The following is a 22,199-nucleotide window of genomic DNA, read 5'->3' as shown; positions in this document are numbered from 1 at the left end:
TTGGGAAAAAAGGAGCTGTACTTGTTATATTTTATATCTCTGCATAGCTGCTTTTTCTTTTGCTCAATGTATTCTTTTACTGTTGTCCCTTCAAGCTTTTGGTTTAGATTTTTTTATAGTCAACAATGATACAGTGATACTTCCTCCAAAATTTCCTTTAAAATTCATATATTATAAGCTATGTCACTCATGCTGTAACTTCTAAGCTGTATTATTATGTAGAAAGCTAATATATTTGTCATCTATGATATCGCGGCAAAAATTATTTTCCCAAGATAAGCCTACCTTCGCCGAAAATTAACAAGTTACTGTCTCGATCTTATCCCCTCAGTCTAGCTATCACCCATGCTGGGCGCACACAGAAAAGAGGCTATAAAAGCCTCTTTTTTACGAACTTGTACTTTACACAATTTTTTTAATTTTTTCTTTTTGCATGGTGTTGTTACCCTTTAACCTGATTTTAATTTCATCCCTTACCTTTCTGAACACGTCCAGCCTCTGTAAAGTATGGAGGCTCTCCTTGTCTCCTTCAACGGCCGGAATGAACCCTTTTGGAAAGGGGGCTGCCGAATAGCTCATGGAATAAGAAACCCTTTATAATTTCCTCTTCACGGGCGAAGAGCTGCTTTTCTTTTTTGGTAAGCACTATCGGTTCCTGCCCTACTTCCGCCTGTCTATGGGGCATATAGTTTTCCATTTCGCCCTCACCAATTAGTTCGGATTCGAATTCGTAATCTTCAAAACTAGATCCAGACTCTGTTTTAATATTCGATTCAAGGCCGTTATAGGGTTCGTCCGCTGCACTTACTCCTGCAATGGGTTCAGAAGCATATTCTGGCTTTTTCGGAAAGGCATCATTAAAGGATTTAATTTCTTCCCCCAATTGAGGTGTTCCTACTGGAATCTTCCGGGGTCTGCCGGGCTTTTGCTTCCTGCCCAGCAGCTTGCGCACCCAATTGGCTACTAAAAATACAAAAACGATCAAGGATAAAAGGTTATCAAAATCCACGAAGACTCACCGCCTTTATTCTTTTTCCTCCTGCTGCCTCTCCTGCCCCAGTTTTGAGAAGGATTCCCTCATCATGGTATCGGCTATAACGTTTCTCATGTTGTAATAGTCCATAACTCCGATCTTTCCGGTGCGCAGAGCTTCGGCCATAGCCTTGGGAACTTCGGCCTCCGCCTCGACCACCTTCGCCCTCATTTCCTGAACCATAGCTTTCATTTCCTGTTCTCTCGCCACGGCCATAGCCCTTCGCTCCTCGGCTTTGGCCTGGGCAATCCGCTTATCGGCTTCGGCCTGATCGATCTGAAGCCGCGCACCGATATTCCTTCCCACATCCACGTCAGCAATGTCTATTGATAAAATCTCAAAGGCGGTTCCGGCATCAAGACCCTTATTCAGCACAGTCCTTGAAATAGAGTCCGGGTTTTCCAGCACTTCTTTATGGCTATTGGATGAGCCCACGGTAGTAACAATACCCTCGCCCACACGGGCTATTATGGTCTCCTCACCGGCACCGCCCACCAACCGGTCGATATTAGCCCTCACGGTAACCCGTGCTTTTACCTTCACCTCGATGCCATCCTTGGCTACAGCAGCTACTACCGGAGTCTCGATGACCTTAGGGTTTACACTCATCTGAACGGCGTGCAGCACATCCCGCCCCGCCAGGTCTATGGCCGCCGCCCTCTCGAACTCCAAGGAGATGTTCGCCCTCTGGGCCGCTATCAAGGCATCTATGACCTTGTCCACATTACCCCCGGCCAGGTAATGGGCCTCAAGCTTGTTTATTTCCACATCCTGCCCTGCTTTGATGGCTTTGATCAGCGGTTTCACTATCTTATCCGGCGGAACGCGCCTTAATCTCATGCCTACGAGGGTAAAAATACCGATTTTAACTCCCGCCGCCAAGGCCGAGATCCAAAGACCCAGAGGTATGAAACTTAAAATAACCGATAAGAAAACGAAAATTAAACCGATTACTACCAGCAAAAATATGAATTCTGTCAAAATAAACCCCTCCTTTTATTTTAATGAATCCTGATCGACCACGATCCTGATGCCTTCGACCCTTACCACCCTTACCCTCTCGCCGGCTTCTATAAATTTTCCGTCGGACACCACGTCCAGTTTAATGCCGTCGAAATCAGCTATGCCGGCGGGTCTGAGCGGGGTAATCGTCACTCCCGTACGCCCTATCAATTCATGTCTTTCCTCAGTGGCGGAGTATCCCGAAGATTTATCCAGCCGCGAAAAGAGCACCAGCCGGTCGAAAAGCGGCGACCGGGCCAGCCTCCTGATGAGGAAGGCGAGGATGACCATGCTTACCACCATGGATATGGTGACTGTTATAAGACCCTGCTTCACGGTGGCCGAAGCCGTTACTATACCAGTGATTATACCTGTTATGCCCAGCAACCCGAAAACGCCAAACCCCGGCATCAGGGCTTCGACGGTGAGCAGGATCAGGCCGGCCAGAAAGAATATGACCGATTCCCAGCCGGCAAGTTCTGCTATCATGTGACCAGCGAAAAACAGCACCAGGGAGATTATACCGATAAGACCGGGTGCCCCGAAACCCGGGGTCAGGACTTCGGTGATAATCCCTATGAACCCAATAGTGAGGAACATCGGAGCCACAAAGGGGCTGGTCACGAAGCTGGCAATCCTCTCTGAAAAAAATGGCTTTACCTCTTTTACGTCCCTGTCACCGACTCCAAGGACGGTCAGGAGTTCCTTCCTGTCGGCGGCGATACCGTCGGCCAGTTTCAGTTCCAGAGCTTTTTTAGCGGTAAGGGAAAGAATTTTTCCCCTTTCCTTTAAACCCTCTATTTCCACATCGGCATCGGCCATAGCCGCAACAATCCTTGGGTCCCTTCCTCTTCTCTCCGCAGCACCTTCCAGCTTCGACCTCCAGTAGGATATGGTTTTCTCTTCTTTGGGTACCGTCTCCGCCGCGCCTATTGTGGAGCCGGGAGCCATGTATAGGTTTTCGCAGGAAATGGCAATCAGCACTCCCGCCGACGTGGCCTGGCTGTTGACATAGGCCGCCGTCGGCACGGGGGAGTTCAGAATGGTCTGACTTATCTCAACGGCGGCATCCACCAGCCCCCCGGGCGTATTTATTTCGAAAACCAAAAGGGCTGCTTCTGTTTCCTTTGCTTCTTCAACGGCCCTCTTTACAAATTTGGCCATGCCAGGGTCCACCGTGCCCCTTATTGGTACGAAAAGGACTTCTCCCTTTTCCTTCGGCAAACCTGAAACGTTTGTAAAAAGCGAAAAAAACAATAAAGCCGTAATTAGAAAAATAACAAAAGTTCCTACCCTGGATCTCACCGGACCACCCTCTATTGCTTAATTTTTGGTTAACAACTGACGTTTCTTCAAGCCCTTTATTGTTTTAATTATATCACAATTTAGAGCGGTTAAATATATCTATGAGTGAGTGCCTATTATAATATCTAGCGTTTTTACCCCCTGGTTTCGGATATAGTTTCTACAGTAGGACCGTACTCTCGATCTCCGCCGCAATAAGGATATAAAAAACATCTCGTTCTCCGTTTTCAGCTACTTCATTTTTATCTTCAGCTTCGGGATATTCATCTACGTTCCTGATTACTGCTTCATCTTCAGCTTCTTCAATTTCCCTGTTACCATTATTTACTGCATATCTACCTGCCCGTACAGAACCGGTTAAGTTCGGTTAAGTTCCTTTTCGGTAGCGGCTATCACCACCGAACCGGCCATATCACCCGTCACGTTGACCAAGGTCCTGCCCATGTCCAGGATGCGGTCTATTCCCGCTATGAGTGCTATGCTCCCCAGAGGCAGACCCACCGTCTGCAGTATCGCTGGGAGGAAAAAGATGCTCACGCCGGGGACTCCGGCAGTCCCTATGGAAAACATAGTGGCGGTCAGTAGTACTGCCAACTGTTGCGAAAGCGAGAGCTCGACGCCGTAAAGCTGGGCGGTGAACAGAACGGAGATCCCCAGGTGAAGGGCGGTACCGTCCATGTTAATAGTGGCACCCAGCGGCAACACAAAACTGCAGATGGACTTTGAAACGCCCAGCTTCTTTTCCGTCACCTCCATGGTGACCGGCAGGGTCCCCGAACTGCTGCTGGTGGTGTAGGCCGTCAGCATCGCCGGTGCGGCGCTTTTAAAGAATTTGACAGGGTTCATCCTGGTAAATATCCAGACCAGAGCGGAGTATACCATAAAGAGTTGGATGGCAAAACCCAGGTAGCCCGTTATTATTAGTTTCCCCAGAGGAAGGAGTAGCGATGGACCGTGATCGGCAACTACGGGTACAATAAGTGCAAAAACGCCTATGGGTGCGTAGTACTCCATGATTATCCAGACTATTTTATAACTGATCTCAGCTAGGCTGTTGAAGAAGTCTAGGACCGGTTTGCCCTTTTCACCGACTAAGGTAATGGCTATTCCCAAGAAGATGGCAAACACTATGATCTGGAGCATATTGCCTTCGGCCATTGCCTTTACCGGGTTTGACGGGACGAGATCCGCAGGAGTTATCAAAGGAGGCTCTCCTTTGATCTCCACTTCCTCCACAGGCAGCGTTATACCCGTGCCGGGCTTAATGATATTGGCCAGAATGATGCCAATGGTTATGGCAAGGGCGGTGGTGAGGAGGTAATATGCAATAGTCTTGGCTCCTATTCTACCCAATTTCTTAACATCGCCGAGGCTGGCCGTTCCCACTATCAGCGAGGAAAGGACCAGCGGCACTACCATCATTCTGATGAGGTTGAGGAACAGCTCTCCAAAGGGTTTAATGTAAGTACTGGCCACATCGGGAGCCGGTGTAAGTAAAAGGCCGACAAAGACACCGACAATTAGAGCGATAAAGATTTTGGTTGCGATGCCAAACTTCACTTTCACCAGTTAACCCCCATTTCATTTTTGTATCGTCACAATAAAGTTAGTTAAAATTCTACCTCCTCCCAAACCCTTTTTACACATTATACCAGGCACTACTATACATTGTCAATGATAAATTATTAAACGATGGTGTCAAGATACGTAGGATAATTTTTAACGACAACCCCTGAAATATCTTAAATCAACGCTTTCCTGTTATGCTTGTTTTTCTTATTAGGGCATGAACCTTTACTGAGTGGGAAGGCTCTTATGGTATCTCTTCCATGTTTTTATTTGTCTTGCAGAAGATTTTGTTTAAAAATATGCTGTACACAACAAAAAATACGTGAGACGGTTAAATTTCTCGTACAGAAATATAACACAAGAAATCCTTTTGAACTTATTGATTACCTCAGATTTTATCTTATCTATGTGGAATTTAATGATAACTCAAAGCAAGGCATGTTTTTTAAAAATACAAAAGGAATGCTTTATACACAAAAAAGTGGGGTTTCCCACTTTTTAAATATCAACATTGTTATTTATTATTGGATTTTGTGTCTTTTTTGTCGACTTACTTTTATTGAACAAGTTTTGTATTTCTTCTATCAATTTAGGCGTCAAGTCTATTATTCTCTCTAACATAGCACTTTGAGTAACTGGCAAGAGTCTGATTTGCCCTTGTCCAACCACCATAAAGGCAACAGGTTGTACAGAAACCCCTGCACCACTGCCACCTGCAAATGGCATGCTTTGAGATGAATCTTGTTCTGTACCTTTTTTATCATTCTTTGGCAAGTTAATTTCACCGCCTCCAGCGACAAAGCCAAAGGTCACACGGGAAATAGGGATTATTATCGTTCCATCAGGAGTTTCTACAGCATCTCCTACTATTGTATTGACATCTATCATGTCTTTTAAGCTTTCCATAGTCGTTTTCATCAATGCATCGATTGGGTGGTCACTCATTTATTTTCACCTCCCCTTTAAACTACCCAAAAACTCCAAAAACTTTATTCCATTAATAATAATATTACCACAGGTTATTTTAAATATGCAAATTAAATTTCCCTCTAACTTATTTTGACCATAGCAAGGCGTGATATAAAGCTCTGGTGCAGTAGTAAAGGTAGCGTTATTATATATCGGCATAAGAGCTGTATATATTACGCCCCATAAAGAACCGCTCAATATAGCAGTCCAAGCTGCATCTTCTAAGCCAATTTTTACATTTAAATAAAATTTATAAACAACAGTATCTTTTAACACATCTCTTAAAAGTTCTATAATCTTAAAAAAATCTTTATACTCTATATCTAAAGCTGAAAATTTTCCCTCTTTTTTAGTTCTCTCTAATTTTTTTGCTCCTGTACTTTTAAGTATCTTGACACCTAAAACTTTAAAATACAATTCCTCTTTTTCGGGCTCTTTCTGTAATTTAAAGGTCAAAAAATTTACAAAAAATATATTAGTTACTATTTCCAGGGAAATATTTTTCTCCTCTTTATTCGCTTTTATTTTAATTTTAAGAGGTAAAAAATACAGTAAAATCAAAAAAATAAGGATTATAAAAACAACAGACAAATATTTCATCATTTCACCTCATATCACGCTGTTTATAAGCCTTTTCTAAGCAAGATTTGGGTCTTTATTATAGTTTTGGTAAAAAAATTGATAGTTATTAAAAACTGCCTATATTGTATTTTTATCCATATAAAGAAAATATAGTATCTTGATATATGATAACCTCTTTTTAAAAAAATAGCAAGTACAATTGTAAAAAACTTCTATGTAAAATTGTACTTATAATAATATAAATATAGCAGGTAACTCTTTATAAAAGAGCACCTGCTTTTTTTAACATTTCATTTTATTTAAAAAGGGATGCCAACCAATCGAAAAAGCTTTTTATAGCGTCTAAAATTGCTTTTAATATACCTTTGTTCTCTTCTACTGTCTTCTTTATTTTATCAACATCTACCCCTATTTTCTCTAATTGCTTTTTTATCATTTCAACATTTAGATTGAGTTGATTTATCTTTTTCATAAGTTGTACAATCTGAGATATCTGCTCATCAGTTAGTTTAATGTTAAGCTGTTTAGCAATATCCCTTATAACATTTGCAATCTCATTTTCATCTGCAAGTTTTTTTGCAATTACTTCTTCTTTAACCTTTTGAATAAGTTCAGCTGCTTTATCTTTTCCTATCTTTTCCCCTAAAGTACCTGTTATAACCAATTCTTCATTAGCTGTCTTTTTTGCCTCGTCACTTAATTTTTCCCCTGTTGCTTCTTCAAATGCCTTCATTATCCCTGTAAGAGCTGCCGTGCCTGATACATCAAAGGGAGCAGCTACTACCACCTTTGCATCTTTAATGCCTGCTGTCACCATTGCATTGGCATACATCTCTTTAGAGACCCAGCTTATGTTGTGAGTATCAACCATAATTCCTTCTCCCTGTGGGAGAAGTTTCACATACACTGAAGAAATGGCTCTGCTACCTATCTGTTTATCAGGTACCAATCCCTTTAAATATTTTCTTTCTTCCTCATTTGTAACCTTGATAACTTTAGTCGTGTTTGGATTGACCCCAAAATATTCCATCATTTCTTCCTGTTGTTTAGGAGTAAGGTCTGCACCTAAACTTACTATCTCTTTTTCATTTGCAAAGGCAAAAGTGGTTGAAAGAAATGTAAAAGTAAGCCCTATTAAAATTAAAAGTAAAGACACTATGCTTCTTTTCATACATTAAAACCTCCTCCTTTTTTAAGGTGTGATTTCGATTTGCGGCAATTCTTTTAAAGATTTAATTCCAAAATACTTTAAAAAGTCTTCTGTAGTAGTGTACAGTATTGGCCTACCAGCAGATAAAGCCCTTCCACTTTCCTTGATCAAATTATACTCCAGCAAAGTATTTATAGCTTTATCGCTTTTTACCCCCCTTATTCTTTCAATTTCTGCCCTCGTAATAGGTTGATTATAAGCTATTATAGCCAAAACCTCTAATGCTGCTTGAGAAAGTCCTTGTTTTATTTCTAATCCCAAAGCTTGTCTAACTATTTCTCCATAATTATCATTTGTACACATTTGAACTTTATCTTCAAAAAATATAATATCTAAACCGCGATTTTCTCGGTCGTAATATTCTTTTAATTTATTTACAACATCTACTATTTCCTCTTGAGAAAGTCCTACCACTTCGCATAGGGTTCTTAATTTTACTGGTCCCCCTGCTGCGAACAATATAGCTTCTATTTTTCCTTCATTGCTCATTTTTTTCTCCTCTCCCAAAGGATTTAATAAGTATATCCCCATAAGTAGTCTTTTGTTCTGCTATAATTTTATTTAATCTCACTAACTCTAAAACAGCAATAAAAGATACAATAATTTCTCCTTTTGCCCGACTTTTCTTAATAAATTCACTAAACCAAAGGACAGTTTTTTTTACCAATTTCACTAATAACTCTTTAATCTTACTCTCTACAGTATATTCATCTTTTTTTATTTCTATTTCATCTTCTCTGGCATTATTTTTTGAAATAACCTTAAGATACGCTTTATATATATCTTCACTAGAGTAGTTTAAAGCAATTTTTTTATCTATATATTTTACTTCAGGTTCTTCTCTAAAAAAACGAGAACCAATTTTGCACATTTCTTTAAAAGTATGGGCAATAATTTTATATTTCTTGTACTCAATCAATTTAGTTACCAATTCTTCTCTTGGGTCTACTTCTTCCATTTCCAATTGTTGTCCCTCAAACTTCTGTTTGGGAAGTAACATTTTAGATTTAATTTCTAATAAAGTAGCTGCCATTACAATAAATTCTGATGCCACATTTAAATCCATTTCCTGCAAAGTTTTAATATATTCCATATATTGATCTAAAATAACTGAAATCGGGATATCCATCAAATCAATTTCATTTTTTTCTATAAGGTGAAAAAGTAAATCAAAAGGTCCTTCAAACACTTCTAATTTTACGTTGTACATCTTCACACCCCAAAAGGCTTTAAAATAAGAGTTATAAAAGAGTCCAAAGCATTCATAAGAGGCCCCATAATTTGTCCTATAACCCCAGTGAAAACAAGAAGGAGCAAAATAACCTGCCCATACATTTCATATTGAGAAATCATATAAGCCTCTCTTGGGGGTAATAAACTCCACAATACTTTTGAACCATCCAAAGGCGGCACAGGTATTATATTGAAAACAGCAAAAACTAAATTGTAAATGTACAATAGATATAAAAGTGGATACAATATTGGGACATCTTTAAATGCTATCATCAATATTCGAGAAACGATAGCCAACAAGACGTTGGAAAGAGGGCCTGCTAAAGATACAAGCAATACACCTTTTTTTCTATCTCTAAAATATAAAGGATTAATAGGAACAGGTTTCGCCCACCCAAACCTTAAAAGCCAAAGCATTAAAAGACCAATGGGGTCAATATGAGCCAACGGATTTAATGTAAGCCTACCACTTTGCCTTGGAGTAGGGTCCCCCAATTTATCTGCCACATAACCATGACTAAATTCGTGGAAACTCATCGCAATAAGAAGTGCAGGTATTCTATATAAAAAATCTATAAAATCTATCAAATTTATTCTCCTTTCTTTAATTTTTCTATCAGTTTTTTTAAAAATGCAATTTCTTCATCTCTTGTAGCAATAATTCCATTAATTTTCGCCTCAAACACATTATCCATTAATTCCCCATATAAAGGACTGGGAGGAAGTCCTAAATTTTTTATGTCTTTTCCCTTTACAGTCAATTTACCTTTTATAATTTTTTCGGCTTTTTCTCCTTCCATTACTTCAATAGCTCTTAAAACTTCCTCTTTTGTTTCTTCTATAGTTTCTCTTATTTTTCTGATATTTTTATTTTGGCAATTGAGTTGCTCTCTTAAAAAAACCAAGTCTTTTAAAGCTTTGAGATAAATTTTATTTACTCGCAACCTCTTTTCAATTTTATTAATATCACTCTCTTTTAGGTAGTAAAAAAGCACTAAAAATCTGTATAATTCAACTTCTAAATTTGCATCCACTCTATCGAGATTTCGAGTATTAAGTGTAATTCCATCAAAAATAACTTTATCAATACCGTAAGAAATAAATTTATCAATCATCTCTTTGGCTTTAATTTCTTTCAAAATTAAAAAGATCTCATTCCTTATTCTATCAGCAGACAAAAGTCTAATATTTTCTATTGATTCCTTCATCAAATTGTGTGTCTTTTTTTCAATCTCAAAAGCATATCTAGTAGCATATCTTATAGCTCTAAATATTCTGGTAGGGTCATCAATAAAACTTTTAGAATGAAGGACTCTAACTAAACCCTTTTTCAAATCCTCTAGTCCGTTAAAATAGTCTAAAATTTTTCCTTCTATTACATCATAAGCCAAAGTATTTATAGTAAAATCTCTTCTTGCCATGTCATCGTATATATTTGAAAATTCGATTGTTGGCAGTGCAGCAGAACGTTCATAATACTCTTTACGAGCAGATATAACATCAATAGAAAAACCGTCATAACTTAAAGTAGCAGTCCTAAAAGCTTCATACACTACAATATCACCTTTTAAATAAGAAAGCAATGTATAGGCAAACTTAATACCGTCTCCTTCCACTACTACATCAATATCAAGGTTTTTAACCCCTAATAAAAAGTCTCTTACCACTCCACCTACAATATAAGATTTAATTTTTGTTTTTGAAGAAATTTCCTTCAGCAGTTTAATTAAATCTATTCCGTTAACCTCTATACGCAAAAAATCACCCTTTTACCAACAAAATAATTCCTTGCTTTTTATATTATACCATAGGAAAAGATAAAAAAATAAGTATAAGTTAAAATTCATTAACCTATACTTATTTCTTAGTCTTTGAATTAAAAATTAAAGAAAAAATGTACCCAAAAAATACTGCAGCAGAAATTCCTCCGGCAGTGGCTGTCAATCCTCCTGTAAAAACTCCAATCAATCCATCTTTCTCAACAGCTTTTATTACACCTTGGGCAAGAGAATTTCCAAAGCCCAAAAGGGGTATTGTAGCTCCTGCACCACCTATATCTATCAATTTTTTATAAACTCCAAGACCTCCAAGTATTGCTCCTAATGTTACATATGTTACTAATATTCTTGCAGGAGTTAATTTAGTCTTATCAATCAAAATTTGTGCAATAGCACAAATCAAACCTCCCATTAAAAACGCTTTTATATAATCCATATTGACCTCCTTATAATGTTGTCGATATTGTAATAGCATGGGCAATCCCAGGAATAGATTCCCCTTGCTGGCTACTGGTAGGAGATAAAAGAGCTCCCGTCGCCATAAATAAAACTTTTTTATAGACTCCATTTTGTATTTGAGATAACAGCCATCCATTCAAAACTACTGCAGAACAAGCCGCACCGCTGCCACCAGAATGGACGTCTTGTGATTCATCAAAAATTTCTATTCCACAATCTTTATACTTGCTCTCTATGTCATACCCCTCTTTATACAACAACTCTAAAAGTATATCTCTCCCTACTCTCCCCATGTCTCCCGTCATAATAAGGTCATAGTCTTCTATTGTAAAACCTGTATCTTTAAAATGAGTGATAATTGTATCTGCTGCAGCAGGTGCCATTGCCGCTCCCATGTTATTGGCATCCTTCATCCCCAAATCTACAACTTTGCCAGTAGTAGCATGGGTAATATAAGGGCCTTCTCCTGTGGAGGCTAAAATTGTAGCTCCTGCACCTGTCACCGTCCACTGTGAAGTAAAAGGCCTTTGAATGCCTTGTTCTAAAGGATATCTAAACTGTCTTTCTGCAGTAGAAAAATGGCTGGAAGTTGCCGCTATTATATAGTCAGCATAGCCTCCATCAATAAGCATAGCCCCTAAAGTCAATCCCTCTGTCATAGTAGAACAAGCACCATACAATCCGAAATGTGGCACATTCAATTGTCGCGCAGCAAAATTTGCACTTATAATTTGATTTAACAAATCACCACCTAGCAGGTAATCAATGTCTGAAATTTTAAGGTTTGCCTTTTTTAATACTAAATTTACAGCATCTTGAAACATTTTTGACTCTGCTTTTTCCCAACTTTTTTCTCCATATGTATCGTCTACTAAAATCATATCAAAATAATCTCTTAAAGGTCCTTCTCCTTCTTTAGGTCCTACAATAGTGCCTCCAGCTATTATAGAAGGAGGATTTTTAAACTTAACTGTCTGTGTGCCTAATTTTTTTTCTGCCATATCTAACTTCCCCTTTTACTTCAAAAAATAATATATCAAACCTATAATAATTGAAGTACTGACACCATATACAATAACAGGTCCTGCAATTGTAAACATCTTTGCTGCCGCCCCAAAAACAAAACCTTCCCTTTTAAACTCCATTGCCGGTGACACAATAGAATTTGCAAAACCTGTTATTGGCACTATAGAACCTGCCCCTGCAAACTTCCCTATATCGTCATAGACCCCAATTCCAGTTAAAAAAGCCCCAAGAAATACCATAGTAATTGATACAAGAGTATTGGCATCTTGCATAGAATAACCTCTTGATAGGTAAAAATTTAAAAAGAACTGCCCTATGTCGCTTATCAATCCTCCTACTACAAAAGCCATCACTACGTTTTTAAGCAAAGCAGGTTTAGGCTCATATTTCTGTGCTATGTTTTTATATTCTTGCTCTTTTTTTACATCTCTTTCCATTAATTTCACCCTTTCTTATGACAAGAGCACCATAGACGGTGCTCATTTATTTTCAATCTAATTCTTTATCTGCTCTATAAGCTATTTGTATATTAGCTTTATATTCTACTATTTTGCCATTTTTTACATTAGCTGTTTGGTTGACAACTTCAATTCCTGATATATTGTCAATAGACTTAGCTGCTTCTTCTACAGCTTTGTGTATTGCATCTTCCCAGCTCACTGTTGAATCTCCTACTACATTTAAAACTTTAACAACTGCCATACTTTTTCCTCCTCCCTTATATACCAAATCAGCACTGTCAGGTATTTTTTTATTGGTTTTGTGCATATAAAAATAGCTAACAGCAAAAATTAGCAATATTGTCACGATTATAATTAACATCTTTTTCATTTTCATTTCACCAGCCATTATTAGTATGTGAAGATAAGCAAAATTAATTCAAAAAAAGTGTAGTATTTGTGTTAAAATACTACACTTCTTCCAATTCTTTTCTTAGTTTTTGTAAAACTTTTTTCTCAAGTCGCGATACTTGCACTTGTGAAATTCCTAAAATATTTGCCACTTCCATCTGCGTCATATCCTTGAAATATCTCAAAAATATTATTTGTTTTTCTCGTGGTTTAAGTTTATTTATAACCATCTGTAAAGCTAATTTATCGTCTATATCAACTTCTTTTTCCTCTTCACTCACCATTTCAATTAAAAGCTTGTCATCTTCGTCATGAGTTGCGTTGTCATATAATGACTCAGCAGTAGCAGCCGATTCAAAAGCCATAGCAATTTCTTCGGGACTTACATTTAATCTTTCAGCAATTTCATTAATTGTTGGTTCTCTATTTAATTCATTGCTTAAAATCTCTTTAACATAAAAAGCTTTTGTAGAAAGCTCCTTTAAAGAGCGACTCACTTTTATTAATCCATCATCTCTTAGAAATCTCTTAATTTCTCCCATTATTATAGGTACTGCATAGGTAGACAATTTTACATTGTAAGATTCATCAAATTTTTGAATTGCCTTTACAAAACCTATACAACCTATTTGATATAAATCCTCCAATTCATACCCTCTATTAGAAAATTTTTTAACAATACTCCAAATAAGGCCACTATTTTCTAAAATTAATTTTTCCAAGCTTTCTTTATCATTCTTTTGTGCTGCTCTTATCAATTCCAAATTCTCATCACTTTTTTCAAAATTCCCTTCTTTCATAAAGTCACCTCATTTATCAGACCCTATATATTTTGTCATTCGGACAAGAGTTCCCTTTCCTGGAGTTGATTCAACTTCTAATTCATCCATAAAGGTCTGCATGACAGTAAAACCCATTCCTGCTCGCTCTTCTTCTAAGCGAGTAGTAAAAAGAGGTTGCATAGCTTTCTCAATATCTTCAATCCCTTTTCCCTCATCTATGACTTCAATTGTTATTTTGTTACCTGAAATAAAAGCTTTAATAGTAATGATGCCGATTTTATTCTCATATCCGTGAATTATGCAGTTAGTAACTGCTTCTGAAACAGCAGTTTTTATATCTGCAATTTCCTCAATTGTCGGATCTAGTTGAGCAGCAAAAGCTGCAACAACAGTCCTTGCAAAAGACTCATTTTGCGACTTACTTAAAAAATTTAACTCCATCATGTTTGTGTATTCCATGATAATCCCCCTTCTATATTTCCTTTAAGGCTTCTTCAATGTCATTATAACATTTAATTATACGCAACAACCCAGAAACTTCAATAATTTTATGTAATTGCTTATTGGAATTTACTATAGCTACCTTGCCATTATTCTCTTTGACTTTTTTATATCTTCCTATTATAACGCCAATTCCTGAACTATCCATAAAATTTACATTTTTAAAATCAAAAATTAAATTTTTACACGACTTTTTTTCATACTCTTCATCAATAACATTTTTTATGCTCTCCGCCACATGATGGTCTAACTCACCTTCAATTTTTACTATCAAAGCATCCCCTTTTTTTGCAAATTTTACTCTCATTTTATCAACCTCCCCCTATTATATTCGATATAAATTTTAAAATTCCTCCTTTTTTGTGATATTTTTCTAAAAAATATAAAAAAGCACTAAACGACTGTTTAGTGCTTAAAGTAAATTACTGATATTTTAGCCAACCAATAAAAACTTTATTGAGATTTTCAAAAAAGTTCGCTTTTTCTACTACTTCCTGAGGATATATGTTAAATTTCTTTATAACCTTGCCATCCTGTGTTATTTTTACAGTGCCTATTGGGACCTCTTTGGCCAGAGGAGCTAATACAGCATTCTTTAGCTCCACCTCTGTTTTTATATTTTTACCTTCTCCTTTTTTAATCAGTATATACTCATCATCGCGGCACACAACACTAACAGCCTCTCTTTTCCCTTTTAAAACTTTAACATTGCCAAAACTTTGCCCTTTTGAAGCTACTTTTACGCTTTCATAATTAGCAAATCCATAATCTAATAACTTAGCCGCTTCACTAAACCTCGTCTCAGAATCAGGTGCTCCGAACACCACCGCTATTAGCCTTGTATCTCCCCTTTTAGCTGTTGCTGCCATACAATAAAGTGCTTCCGAAGTAGATCCTGTTTTAATTCCATCTACTCCTTTATAGCGCCATAGTAATTTATTAGTATTTATGAGACTAAATTTCCCATTTCTTAAAGAATCTAATTTATTGGTTAAATATTTAAATATGCTCTCGTGCTTTACTAATTCCCTTGAAATCATTGCAATATCATATACGCTCGTCAAGTGCCCTTCCTCAGGTAATCCAGTTGCATTTTTAAAAGTAGTATTTTTTGCTCCCAATTCTTTAGCCCTTTTATTCATCATTTCAACAAAATTTTCCTCTGTACCCGCAATATACTCAGCTAAAGCAACAGAAGCATCGTTTGCCGAATTCATCGCTATAGCCTTCATTAAATCATCTACTGTCATTTCCTCTCCTACTTCTAAATATATTTGTGTACCTCCCATATCAAAGGCATGTTTACTTGTAACAACTTTATCTGTTATTTTAATTTTACCAGAATCTATTGCTTCAATCGCCAGTAAAAGAGTCATTACTTTGGTAACACTGGCAGGCGGTAAGGGCTTATGGCTATCTTTTTCATAAAGAATCTGTCCCGTATTAGCCTCCATCAAAATAGCAGATTTTGACTTTAAATTTAAAGTATCAGCATATACTGTGCCATTTAAGACAAAAGAAATAGCTAGTATCAAACTCACTAATAATGTTAAAAGCCTTTTAAACATAAAATCACCCTCCTCATCACTATTTATTTTGCGCTGGAGGGTGAATATTATACTTTTTATATTTTTAAGCACGAGGGTGAAATTTATTATAAACTTCTTTTATTTTTGATTTTGAAATTAAAGAAAGTAAATTTGTATTTAAATCCGTTTGATAACCTAACATTTCTTGAACAGCTCGAATATCTGCACCATTTTGAAGCATATGCTGCGCAAAAGATTGTCTTAGTGTATTTGGAGTAACAGAAAAGCCAGGATTAATTTTATCAGTGTATTCTCTTATTATTTTCCAACAGCCTTGTCTTGTAAGTTTTTCCCCTCGCAAATTTAAAAAAAGAGTATTTTCTCCATTTTTTGCTTTTCTTGCTTTTTCAATGTAATTTTTTAAGGCATCAATTGCATGAGAGCCTATTGGAATAACTCTCTCTTTATTAGAACGAATAACTACATAGCCATAAGAGAGATTCACATCTTCTAATTTTAAAGAAATAACTTCGGAGACTTTAAGTCCTGTAGCATAAAGTAATTCAATAAGAGCTTTATCTCTAAGTCCTTTTTCATCATCCCCAAAATCTATTGAAAGTAGCATATCTACCTGTTCAACTGTTAAAGTAGCAGGCGGCTTTTTTTCTACTTTCGGGGTAATAATCATGTATGTTGGGTCTTCTTCTATTTTCTTTTTCATAAATAAATAATGATAAAAGGCTTTAAGAGAAGAAAGATTTCGAGAAACAGTTGCTTGTGATTTTCCTTTTTTCTTCAAGTAATAAAGATAATTTAATATTGTCGATTTTTTGACATTATAATATTCAACTCCGATTTCTTCAAGATAATTTAAAAATTGGTTTATGTCTCTGTTATAAGATTCAAGAGTGTTTTTTGACAGTTTTTTGTTCTTTTTTAAAAAATCCAAAAACTCCCCAACCACATTATTTAACATATTCTTTACCCCTACAATTCTTGAATTTTTATAATAAATCCATTTAATTATAAATATTCAACATAAATCGTCATTTTCCTTCTTTTATGGTGAAAAAATCGGCAATAGTAATATATAAGGTGAAAGATAAGATTCTATCAAGCAGCCTATCAATATAACTAAAAATTCTGCATACACCATAAAAGTATAAGATACAAATTGTGATACTAATTCTTCAAAATAAAATTTGCGATTTTTCAAAAGATATAAAGAAAAATTAATAGCCGTTACAGATATAAACAAGATTCCTAATAAGATAAAAACATTTTGAGGCAAAATTCCCATCAATACGAGTAGTATCCCTTTTGTTTTAAATTCTTTTATCAAAATTCCAATAGAAAATCCTAAAATAAAACCTCTTACCCCAACAAGCAAAAATATAAAAGGAATCCCTATAATTGTAGCCCCTAAAATCCATAAAGCAAAAACAGTGACAAAATTATTTAAAAGCGACTGTTTAAAAATTTGGGTAGAATTCAAGTTTACAGATTTTGCAATTTGATAAAATTTTGAGATATACCCTATTATTTGCTCCATCTGTATATCAGTTAGATTATTAACAGTAAAAGATCCCGCTGCTACTCCTATCATTAATGACATTACAGCTAACACATACAGCAAAAAATTATTTTTAATATGCAGATGAAGGTTTCCTTTTAAAAACTTCAAGAATATTGCCCCCTATTTTTATAAAGCTAATTTAAATTTATGAGTCAAAAGGGGACAATATTCCTTTAAGTTATAGTAACTTTCCCGTATATTCCCCCTCCTCCCGCTGAAACCTCCAATTTTCCTTCTCTTGCCTTTAAAATATTTAGGGCATTAGAAGTTCCCACTACTTTTTCCAATTCTTCATAAGCTGCTTCATGCAAAGCATACAATTCACTGCCAAAATAATTTACTAATTTTTCGATAGACTTTTTTCCAATATTAGGAATAAATTCTAAAGGGATTTGATAAATATATAAAGGTCTAAAAGAAGGATGGGTAGTATCATAATCTTTAATTTCCTCTATTCTGTCCTTTACACCTAAAACTATATTTGTGCTTCCACATTTTAAGCATTTTTTAACTGGTGGTTTTTCCTTTGCAATATAGCCACAATCCAAGCAAAAAGTTCTGTGGTATTTCCCTAATTTAGGATTTAAGCCATAATTTTTTACAATTTCTCTTCCCTTTTCTCTTTTTATAGCCAACAAAATCTCCTCAAAATTTGCCTCTTTTATATCAAAAACATTAAACTCTCTGGCTATTTTTTCTAAGGAATGGGCATCTGAATTGGAAAGAAAAGTTTTATTTTGTAACTCCTCAATCTGATCAGCCATATCAGAGTCCGCGCTAAGGCCTAACTCTACTCCATAAATATATTGATAAAAATCTTTAAAGACATATTTAAGCCTATCAGTAGAACTGCCATAATAACTTTTAAAGGGAGTAAAAACATGGGCGGGAATCACAACCCCGCTGTATTTTTCTGCGATTTCAACAACTTGCACACTTGTAAGATTTATTCGCTGAGAACTTAAATTTATATTTTTTATGTATTTAGAAATTTCTTGAGAAAATAGAGAAATGCTTTCAATATCTTTAAAATAACAAGTTAAGTGGGGAGAGCCCTTTTCTTCTTTACCAATTTCAATTTCGCAGCCTAAAATCAAAGTAACTTTATTTTTATACCTAAGCCCTCCTTCTTCAAGGGAGAATAATATTCCTTCTTGTATATATTCTTTTAGCTCCTCCAAAATAAGCGGAGAAGCGCCATCTACAATGCCAACTATATCAATTCCCTTTAATATACTTTTTTCTAATATATTTAAAACAGTTAAATTTTTTGAGGCCGCAATTTTTACAGGAGCTCCTTTTATACTCCTTGCAACATGAACATGCAAATCTCCGTAAAATCTCATAGGCTATTCCTCATTTTAAAATAATATAAAATTCCAATTATTGTTTTAGAATCTTTTATCTGATTTTGCAAAATCATTTCCCACAATTCCTCTGGAGTATACTCATATACCTCTAAAAATTCGTCCTCGTCAGGTTGAGCAGTGTATTTTTTTAAATCTTTTGCAAAATACAAATACATTTTTTCATCAGAAAATCCAGGAGTAGTATAAAAAGTAATCAAATGTTTCATAAAACCTGCTTCATAACCTGTTTCTTCTAATAATTCCCTTTTAGCACAAATCAAAGGTTCTTCGCCTTTTTCTAACTTTCCTGCCGGTATCTCTAATAAAGATTCCTCAGCAGGTTTTCTATACTGCTTCACTAACAAAATTTTTTCTTTATCGGTAACTGCTACTATGGATACACCGCCGGGATGCTCAACTATTTCTCGCGTAGTAACTTTTCCATTAGGCAATTTTACCTCATCTACTCTTAAATTTATTATTTTTCCTTCAAAAATCTTATTGGTACCGACTGTAACTTCTTTTTGCTTCAAAACTCATCTTCCTTTCTATGTATATTTTTAGCAATAATTACATAACATACTATAGAAATGAGGTGATAAAATGATTATAATAGGAAACAGTCTTTATTATGCTGGAAAATTTTCTACTCTATTATTTTTATTAAAGGAACTAAATAAAAGATACAAAACTTTAGGAGAAGTAATCCGTGTCAAGAATTAGACTCATTTAGTTAACATCTTACACAAGAGAAGCAACTTGACAGAGCAGTTGCTAAACTTAGCGAGACTGAGAGACAAAAGCGAGGCAGAGGCAAGGATGCTGGAAGCTGACCCCTGACTCGAAGTAATTAAATCAGCTTTCCAATAATTTAAAAGACACATAAAGGGCTGCAGCTCCACAAGCATTAAAAAAGTCTGGCTCACTTTCATAGTTTTTTCCCATTGTTGTCAAGTTAAAGTCAGTTTCTTCTATATATTTTCTTATAATTTCAGCTTCAATAAATTCTATTCTATATCGTGAAAATACAGGATTTGAATTTATCTGCCCTTTTATTATTTTTTCTTTTTCTCCTTCCAGAGTAGGAAAAGTCAAAACACATGAGCTGTTACACAGCTCTAAAACAGTTATAGTATGGTGACTAATTCCTTGATGTCTATGTCTTTTATCATTAAATCCAATTCTTGGGATAAGTATAGGCTTACCTCCTAATTTATTTACAGCATCTATTATATAGGCTTGTTCTACTCCTGAAAAACCATACTTAGTTCCCGTACCTACTATTCCTGGCCCCATTGCCACTATAACTACGTCTGTTTGTAATACCTCTTTTGCACCTATCAAAGCAGTATAAATATTTACACATTCATAATCTCCTCCAAAAGCATGGCCAATTGTAATTGTATTATCTATTATTCCTCTCTTTTTAAGTTCAAAAACTGTATTGCTAAAACTTATAGGTAGGCATCCACCATCTGTCATTACATATGTAATTTTAAGGTTAGGATTTGTACTTTTTAGCACTAAGGCTACAGGGGCTACCATACTGTGAAGTTCTCCAACTATTACAGGTAAATCTTCTAAACTTTCAAACTCTTCAAAAGCAGTATGATAAGGACTGTTTTGCTCCTCCATAGTCAACATATTTATCTGAAAAGGCGTGTATCTCAATTTCATAATATGCCCATTTCCCACAGCATCGTATTCAGAGTATTTGAGATTTACAACTATAAAGTCATAGCCACCTGTCCCAAGATTTAAAAGGCGAGCAGTTCGGTTTACATAAACTTTATCTCCTACTTCTATTTTACCAGTTATATCGTCATAATTTAAAGCTAACGCCTTTTCTCCCTCTGACTCAACTTCCACAACAGTTATACCTTCTCTTTGTGCAACAATTTTACTTACTTTAGCTAAATAAACGCTAATCACATTATCTTTCTCCTTTTCTTCCTAACATATCGAGGTAATTTAAGACTTTATTTTTTTCGATTAAAGCAGTTAAAGAATATTTTTCTGTAAAAATATGTAATAAAATTAGCAACGCCAATATTATCAACCTGCCATATAAATCAAAAATAAGAATACTGCTTATTCCCAAAGACATTCCTAAAACATTTGATCCAGTGTCCCCCATCATCACATTTGCTTTTAAATCTTCTGGAAAATACACTAAAAGAATCATAGTCAGCAAGACTAAGAAATGGGGATGGGTTTTCCCGATTATTAGAAAAATTAAAGAAATAACCAAAAAAGTTTTTCCGCATCTTCCAGGTCGCAAGTCTACAAGGTTTAAAAAATTCGTAAAAAGTGCAATTATCAAGGTATTTATTATCAATTCCTCTATATTATTTTTTCCAACATTAAAACTCACATAAAAAGCAATTAAAATTCCTGATAAAGCCTTTAAACTGCCTGTAGTAGGCTTTCCTTTTAAAAGCATAGTTATATGACCCTTTAGCCCTCTTACACTTCTGTCTCCTAATACATCATCTATAAAACCGACAAAAGAAATCAGTGATAAGCTCAATAAAATTACCTCTTGATATTCTATTCTAACTCCAAATAAATTGAGAAGTACAATTGACACAAATAAAGCAGGAACAAATACAATACCACCACAAACAGGTATCATAACTTTTTTATAGTTTTCCTTCAAACACAAAGGCTTGTTAATAATGCTATAAAAAAGCTTTTTTGTTATAACTGTCATTATTAAAGGAATTAATATTTTAGTCCAAAACACTATCTCACCTGCTATTCTTTAATATTCTTTGAAAACAACTTATACACTAATACTTTTAGTATATCCCAAAACTGCTTACCTCTGTGCAGGAAGCCTTTCAAGTTTCTCCCTGTAACAGAGTGCGTCATATTCACTTCTACTTCTTTTATTTTATACCCTTTCTTTAATATATCTATTGTCATACCAACTTCTATTCCAAAACCTTTATAAAAAGTTTTTAAACTCTCTAAAACCTCTTTTTTAAAAGCCCTTTGACCTGACAAGACAGATTCAATTTCATATCCTGTAAAGTATTTTACTCCTTTTCTGGCTAAAGTTTTAACAAAGCCAAATCCAGCTTTTATATTTGTCTTTGGAAATTTAGCAATTGTAACATCTGCTTCTCCCTCAAGAACAGGCAATATAAGTTTTTTGACTTCTCGTGACGAAAGGCCTACATCTGCATCTAAAAAAACTATCACATCATTTTTTGCATATTTCAAGCCTTCTTTTAAAGCTGTCCCTTTGCCAACATTTCTCTTCATATTGACTATTTTAGCTCCTGCTTTTCTTGCCTTTTCAGCAGTACTATCAGTTGAGCCATCATTTATTACGATGACTTCATCAACTTCTTCAACATCTTTTAATCCCTTTATGGTATCAATTATTCTTTCTTCTTCATTGTAAGCAGGTATCAATACACTAACTTTTTTATTCATC

The 22,199-nt window shown here is 35.6% G+C and carries 26 protein-coding genes; all 26 read right to left on the bottom strand.

From position 1 onward, the window contains the following. Positions 1-529: 529 nt before the first annotated feature. On the bottom strand, positions 530-1,009 hold the full coding sequence (locus tag I4N53_RS08815) for a hypothetical protein (protein ID WP_009052353.1): 480 nt from the start codon (positions 1,007-1,009) through the stop codon (positions 530-532). Between the two features lie 15 nt (positions 1,010-1,024). Then, positions 1,025-2,014: a flotillin-like protein FloA gene (gene floA / locus I4N53_RS08810; protein WP_009052352.1), complete on the bottom strand. Its 990-nt coding sequence runs from the start codon at positions 2,012-2,014 to the stop codon at positions 1,025-1,027. Positions 2,015-2,029: 15 nt separating this feature from the next. Continuing rightward, a complete protein-coding gene (locus I4N53_RS08805) occupies positions 2,030-3,340 on the bottom strand; it encodes a nodulation protein NfeD (protein WP_012269332.1) in 1,311 nt (436 codons plus the stop codon). A gap of 357 nt (positions 3,341-3,697) precedes the next feature. Further along, entirely contained in the window at positions 3,698-4,906 is a 1,209-nt protein-coding gene (locus I4N53_RS08800; RefSeq protein WP_012269331.1) for a dicarboxylate/amino acid:cation symporter, read from the bottom strand. Positions 4,907-5,407: 501 nt separating this feature from the next. After that, positions 5,408-5,854, bottom strand: coding sequence for a GerW family sporulation protein (gene ytfJ, locus I4N53_RS08795; RefSeq protein ID WP_009052349.1), 447 nt, complete (start codon positions 5,852-5,854; stop codon positions 5,408-5,410). Positions 5,855-5,860: 6 nt separating this feature from the next. Next, entirely contained in the window at positions 5,861-6,478 is a 618-nt protein-coding gene (locus I4N53_RS08790) for a DUF2953 domain-containing protein (RefSeq protein ID WP_003867991.1), read from the bottom strand. Positions 6,479-6,755: 277 nt separating this feature from the next. Continuing rightward, on the bottom strand, positions 6,756-7,631 hold the full coding sequence (locus I4N53_RS08785; RefSeq protein WP_003867992.1) for a DUF1002 domain-containing protein: 876 nt from the start codon (positions 7,629-7,631) through the stop codon (positions 6,756-6,758). A 21-nt stretch (positions 7,632-7,652) separates the two neighbouring features. Continuing rightward, positions 7,653-8,159: an SMC-Scp complex subunit ScpB gene (scpB, locus tag I4N53_RS08780; RefSeq protein ID WP_009052348.1), complete on the bottom strand. Its 507-nt coding sequence runs from the start codon at positions 8,157-8,159 to the stop codon at positions 7,653-7,655. Further along, positions 8,149-8,880 (bottom strand): ScpA family protein, encoded by a 732-nt coding sequence (locus I4N53_RS08775; protein ID WP_214496055.1) that lies wholly within the window; start codon positions 8,878-8,880, stop codon positions 8,149-8,151. The genes scpB and I4N53_RS08775 overlap by 11 nt, the downstream gene beginning before the upstream one ends. Before the next feature lie 2 nt (positions 8,881-8,882). Beyond that, the gene (locus I4N53_RS08770; protein WP_009052346.1) at positions 8,883-9,491 is read right to left on the bottom strand and encodes a site-2 protease family protein; all 609 of its coding nucleotides are present in this window, start codon (positions 9,489-9,491) and stop codon (positions 8,883-8,885) included. 2 nt (positions 9,492-9,493) lie between these two features. Continuing rightward, positions 9,494-10,660 (bottom strand): CCA tRNA nucleotidyltransferase, encoded by a 1,167-nt coding sequence (locus I4N53_RS08765; RefSeq protein ID WP_012269328.1) that lies wholly within the window; start codon positions 10,658-10,660, stop codon positions 9,494-9,496. A gap of 100 nt (positions 10,661-10,760) precedes the next feature. Continuing rightward, a complete protein-coding gene (gene spoVAE / locus I4N53_RS08760) occupies positions 10,761-11,117 on the bottom strand; it encodes a stage V sporulation protein AE (protein WP_003867997.1) in 357 nt (118 codons plus the stop codon). A 10-nt stretch (positions 11,118-11,127) separates the two neighbouring features. Continuing rightward, positions 11,128-12,141, bottom strand: a complete 1,014-nt coding sequence (gene spoVAD, locus I4N53_RS08755) for a stage V sporulation protein AD (protein ID WP_214496054.1) — start codon at positions 12,139-12,141, stop codon at positions 11,128-11,130. A 15-nt stretch (positions 12,142-12,156) separates the two neighbouring features. Beyond that, on the bottom strand, positions 12,157-12,603 hold the full coding sequence (gene spoVAC / locus I4N53_RS08750; RefSeq protein WP_003867999.1) for a stage V sporulation protein AC: 447 nt from the start codon (positions 12,601-12,603) through the stop codon (positions 12,157-12,159). A 52-nt stretch (positions 12,604-12,655) separates the two neighbouring features. Further along, entirely contained in the window at positions 12,656-13,015 is a 360-nt protein-coding gene (locus I4N53_RS12690) for a dodecin family protein (RefSeq protein WP_003868000.1), read from the bottom strand. A gap of 61 nt (positions 13,016-13,076) precedes the next feature. Beyond that, positions 13,077-13,817 (bottom strand): RNA polymerase sporulation sigma factor SigF, encoded by a 741-nt coding sequence (gene sigF / locus I4N53_RS08740; RefSeq protein WP_003868001.1) that lies wholly within the window; start codon positions 13,815-13,817, stop codon positions 13,077-13,079. Between the two features lie 9 nt (positions 13,818-13,826). Continuing rightward, the gene (gene spoIIAB, locus I4N53_RS08735) at positions 13,827-14,258 is read right to left on the bottom strand and encodes an anti-sigma F factor (protein ID WP_003868002.1); all 432 of its coding nucleotides are present in this window, start codon (positions 14,256-14,258) and stop codon (positions 13,827-13,829) included. A 13-nt stretch (positions 14,259-14,271) separates the two neighbouring features. Then, the gene (gene spoIIAA / locus I4N53_RS08730; RefSeq protein WP_214496053.1) at positions 14,272-14,607 is read right to left on the bottom strand and encodes an anti-sigma F factor antagonist; all 336 of its coding nucleotides are present in this window, start codon (positions 14,605-14,607) and stop codon (positions 14,272-14,274) included. Between the two features lie 115 nt (positions 14,608-14,722). Beyond that, complete coding sequence (locus I4N53_RS08725) at positions 14,723-15,868, bottom strand: D-alanyl-D-alanine carboxypeptidase family protein (RefSeq protein ID WP_214496052.1); 1,146 nt, start codon at positions 15,866-15,868, stop codon at positions 14,723-14,725. 64 nt (positions 15,869-15,932) lie between these two features. Continuing rightward, a complete protein-coding gene (locus I4N53_RS08720; protein WP_214496051.1) occupies positions 15,933-16,805 on the bottom strand; it encodes a site-specific tyrosine recombinase in 873 nt (290 codons plus the stop codon). A gap of 84 nt (positions 16,806-16,889) precedes the next feature. Then, entirely contained in the window at positions 16,890-17,513 is a 624-nt protein-coding gene (gene spoIIM, locus I4N53_RS08715) for a stage II sporulation protein M (RefSeq protein WP_214496050.1), read from the bottom strand. Between the two features lie 65 nt (positions 17,514-17,578). After that, the gene (locus I4N53_RS08710; protein WP_214496049.1) at positions 17,579-18,751 is read right to left on the bottom strand and encodes an endonuclease Q family protein; all 1,173 of its coding nucleotides are present in this window, start codon (positions 18,749-18,751) and stop codon (positions 17,579-17,581) included. After that, on the bottom strand, positions 18,748-19,287 hold the full coding sequence (locus tag I4N53_RS08705; RefSeq protein WP_214496048.1) for an NUDIX hydrolase: 540 nt from the start codon (positions 19,285-19,287) through the stop codon (positions 18,748-18,750). Before I4N53_RS08705 ends, I4N53_RS08710 begins: the two co-directional genes overlap by 4 nt. A 322-nt stretch (positions 19,288-19,609) precedes the next feature. Beyond that, positions 19,610-20,686, bottom strand: coding sequence for a DUF3866 family protein (locus I4N53_RS08700; protein WP_214496047.1), 1,077 nt, complete (start codon positions 20,684-20,686; stop codon positions 19,610-19,612). Position 20,687: 1 nt separating this feature from the next. Then, the gene (locus I4N53_RS08695) at positions 20,688-21,500 is read right to left on the bottom strand and encodes a UDP-N-acetylmuramyl pentapeptide phosphotransferase (protein WP_003871241.1); all 813 of its coding nucleotides are present in this window, start codon (positions 21,498-21,500) and stop codon (positions 20,688-20,690) included. An 11-nt stretch (positions 21,501-21,511) separates the two neighbouring features. After that, positions 21,512-22,198, bottom strand: coding sequence for a glycosyltransferase family 2 protein (locus tag I4N53_RS08690; protein WP_004396342.1), 687 nt, complete (start codon positions 22,196-22,198; stop codon positions 21,512-21,514). Position 22,199: the final 1 nt, after the last annotated feature.

Source organism: Thermoanaerobacter sp. CM-CNRG TB177 (genome assembly GCF_018588165.1).
Classification (GTDB): Bacteria; Bacillota; Thermoanaerobacteria; order Thermoanaerobacterales; family Thermoanaerobacteraceae; genus Thermoanaerobacter; species Thermoanaerobacter thermocopriae.
Note: the sequence above shows the minus strand (reverse complement) of the source record. Positions and strands in the feature narration are given on the sequence as shown.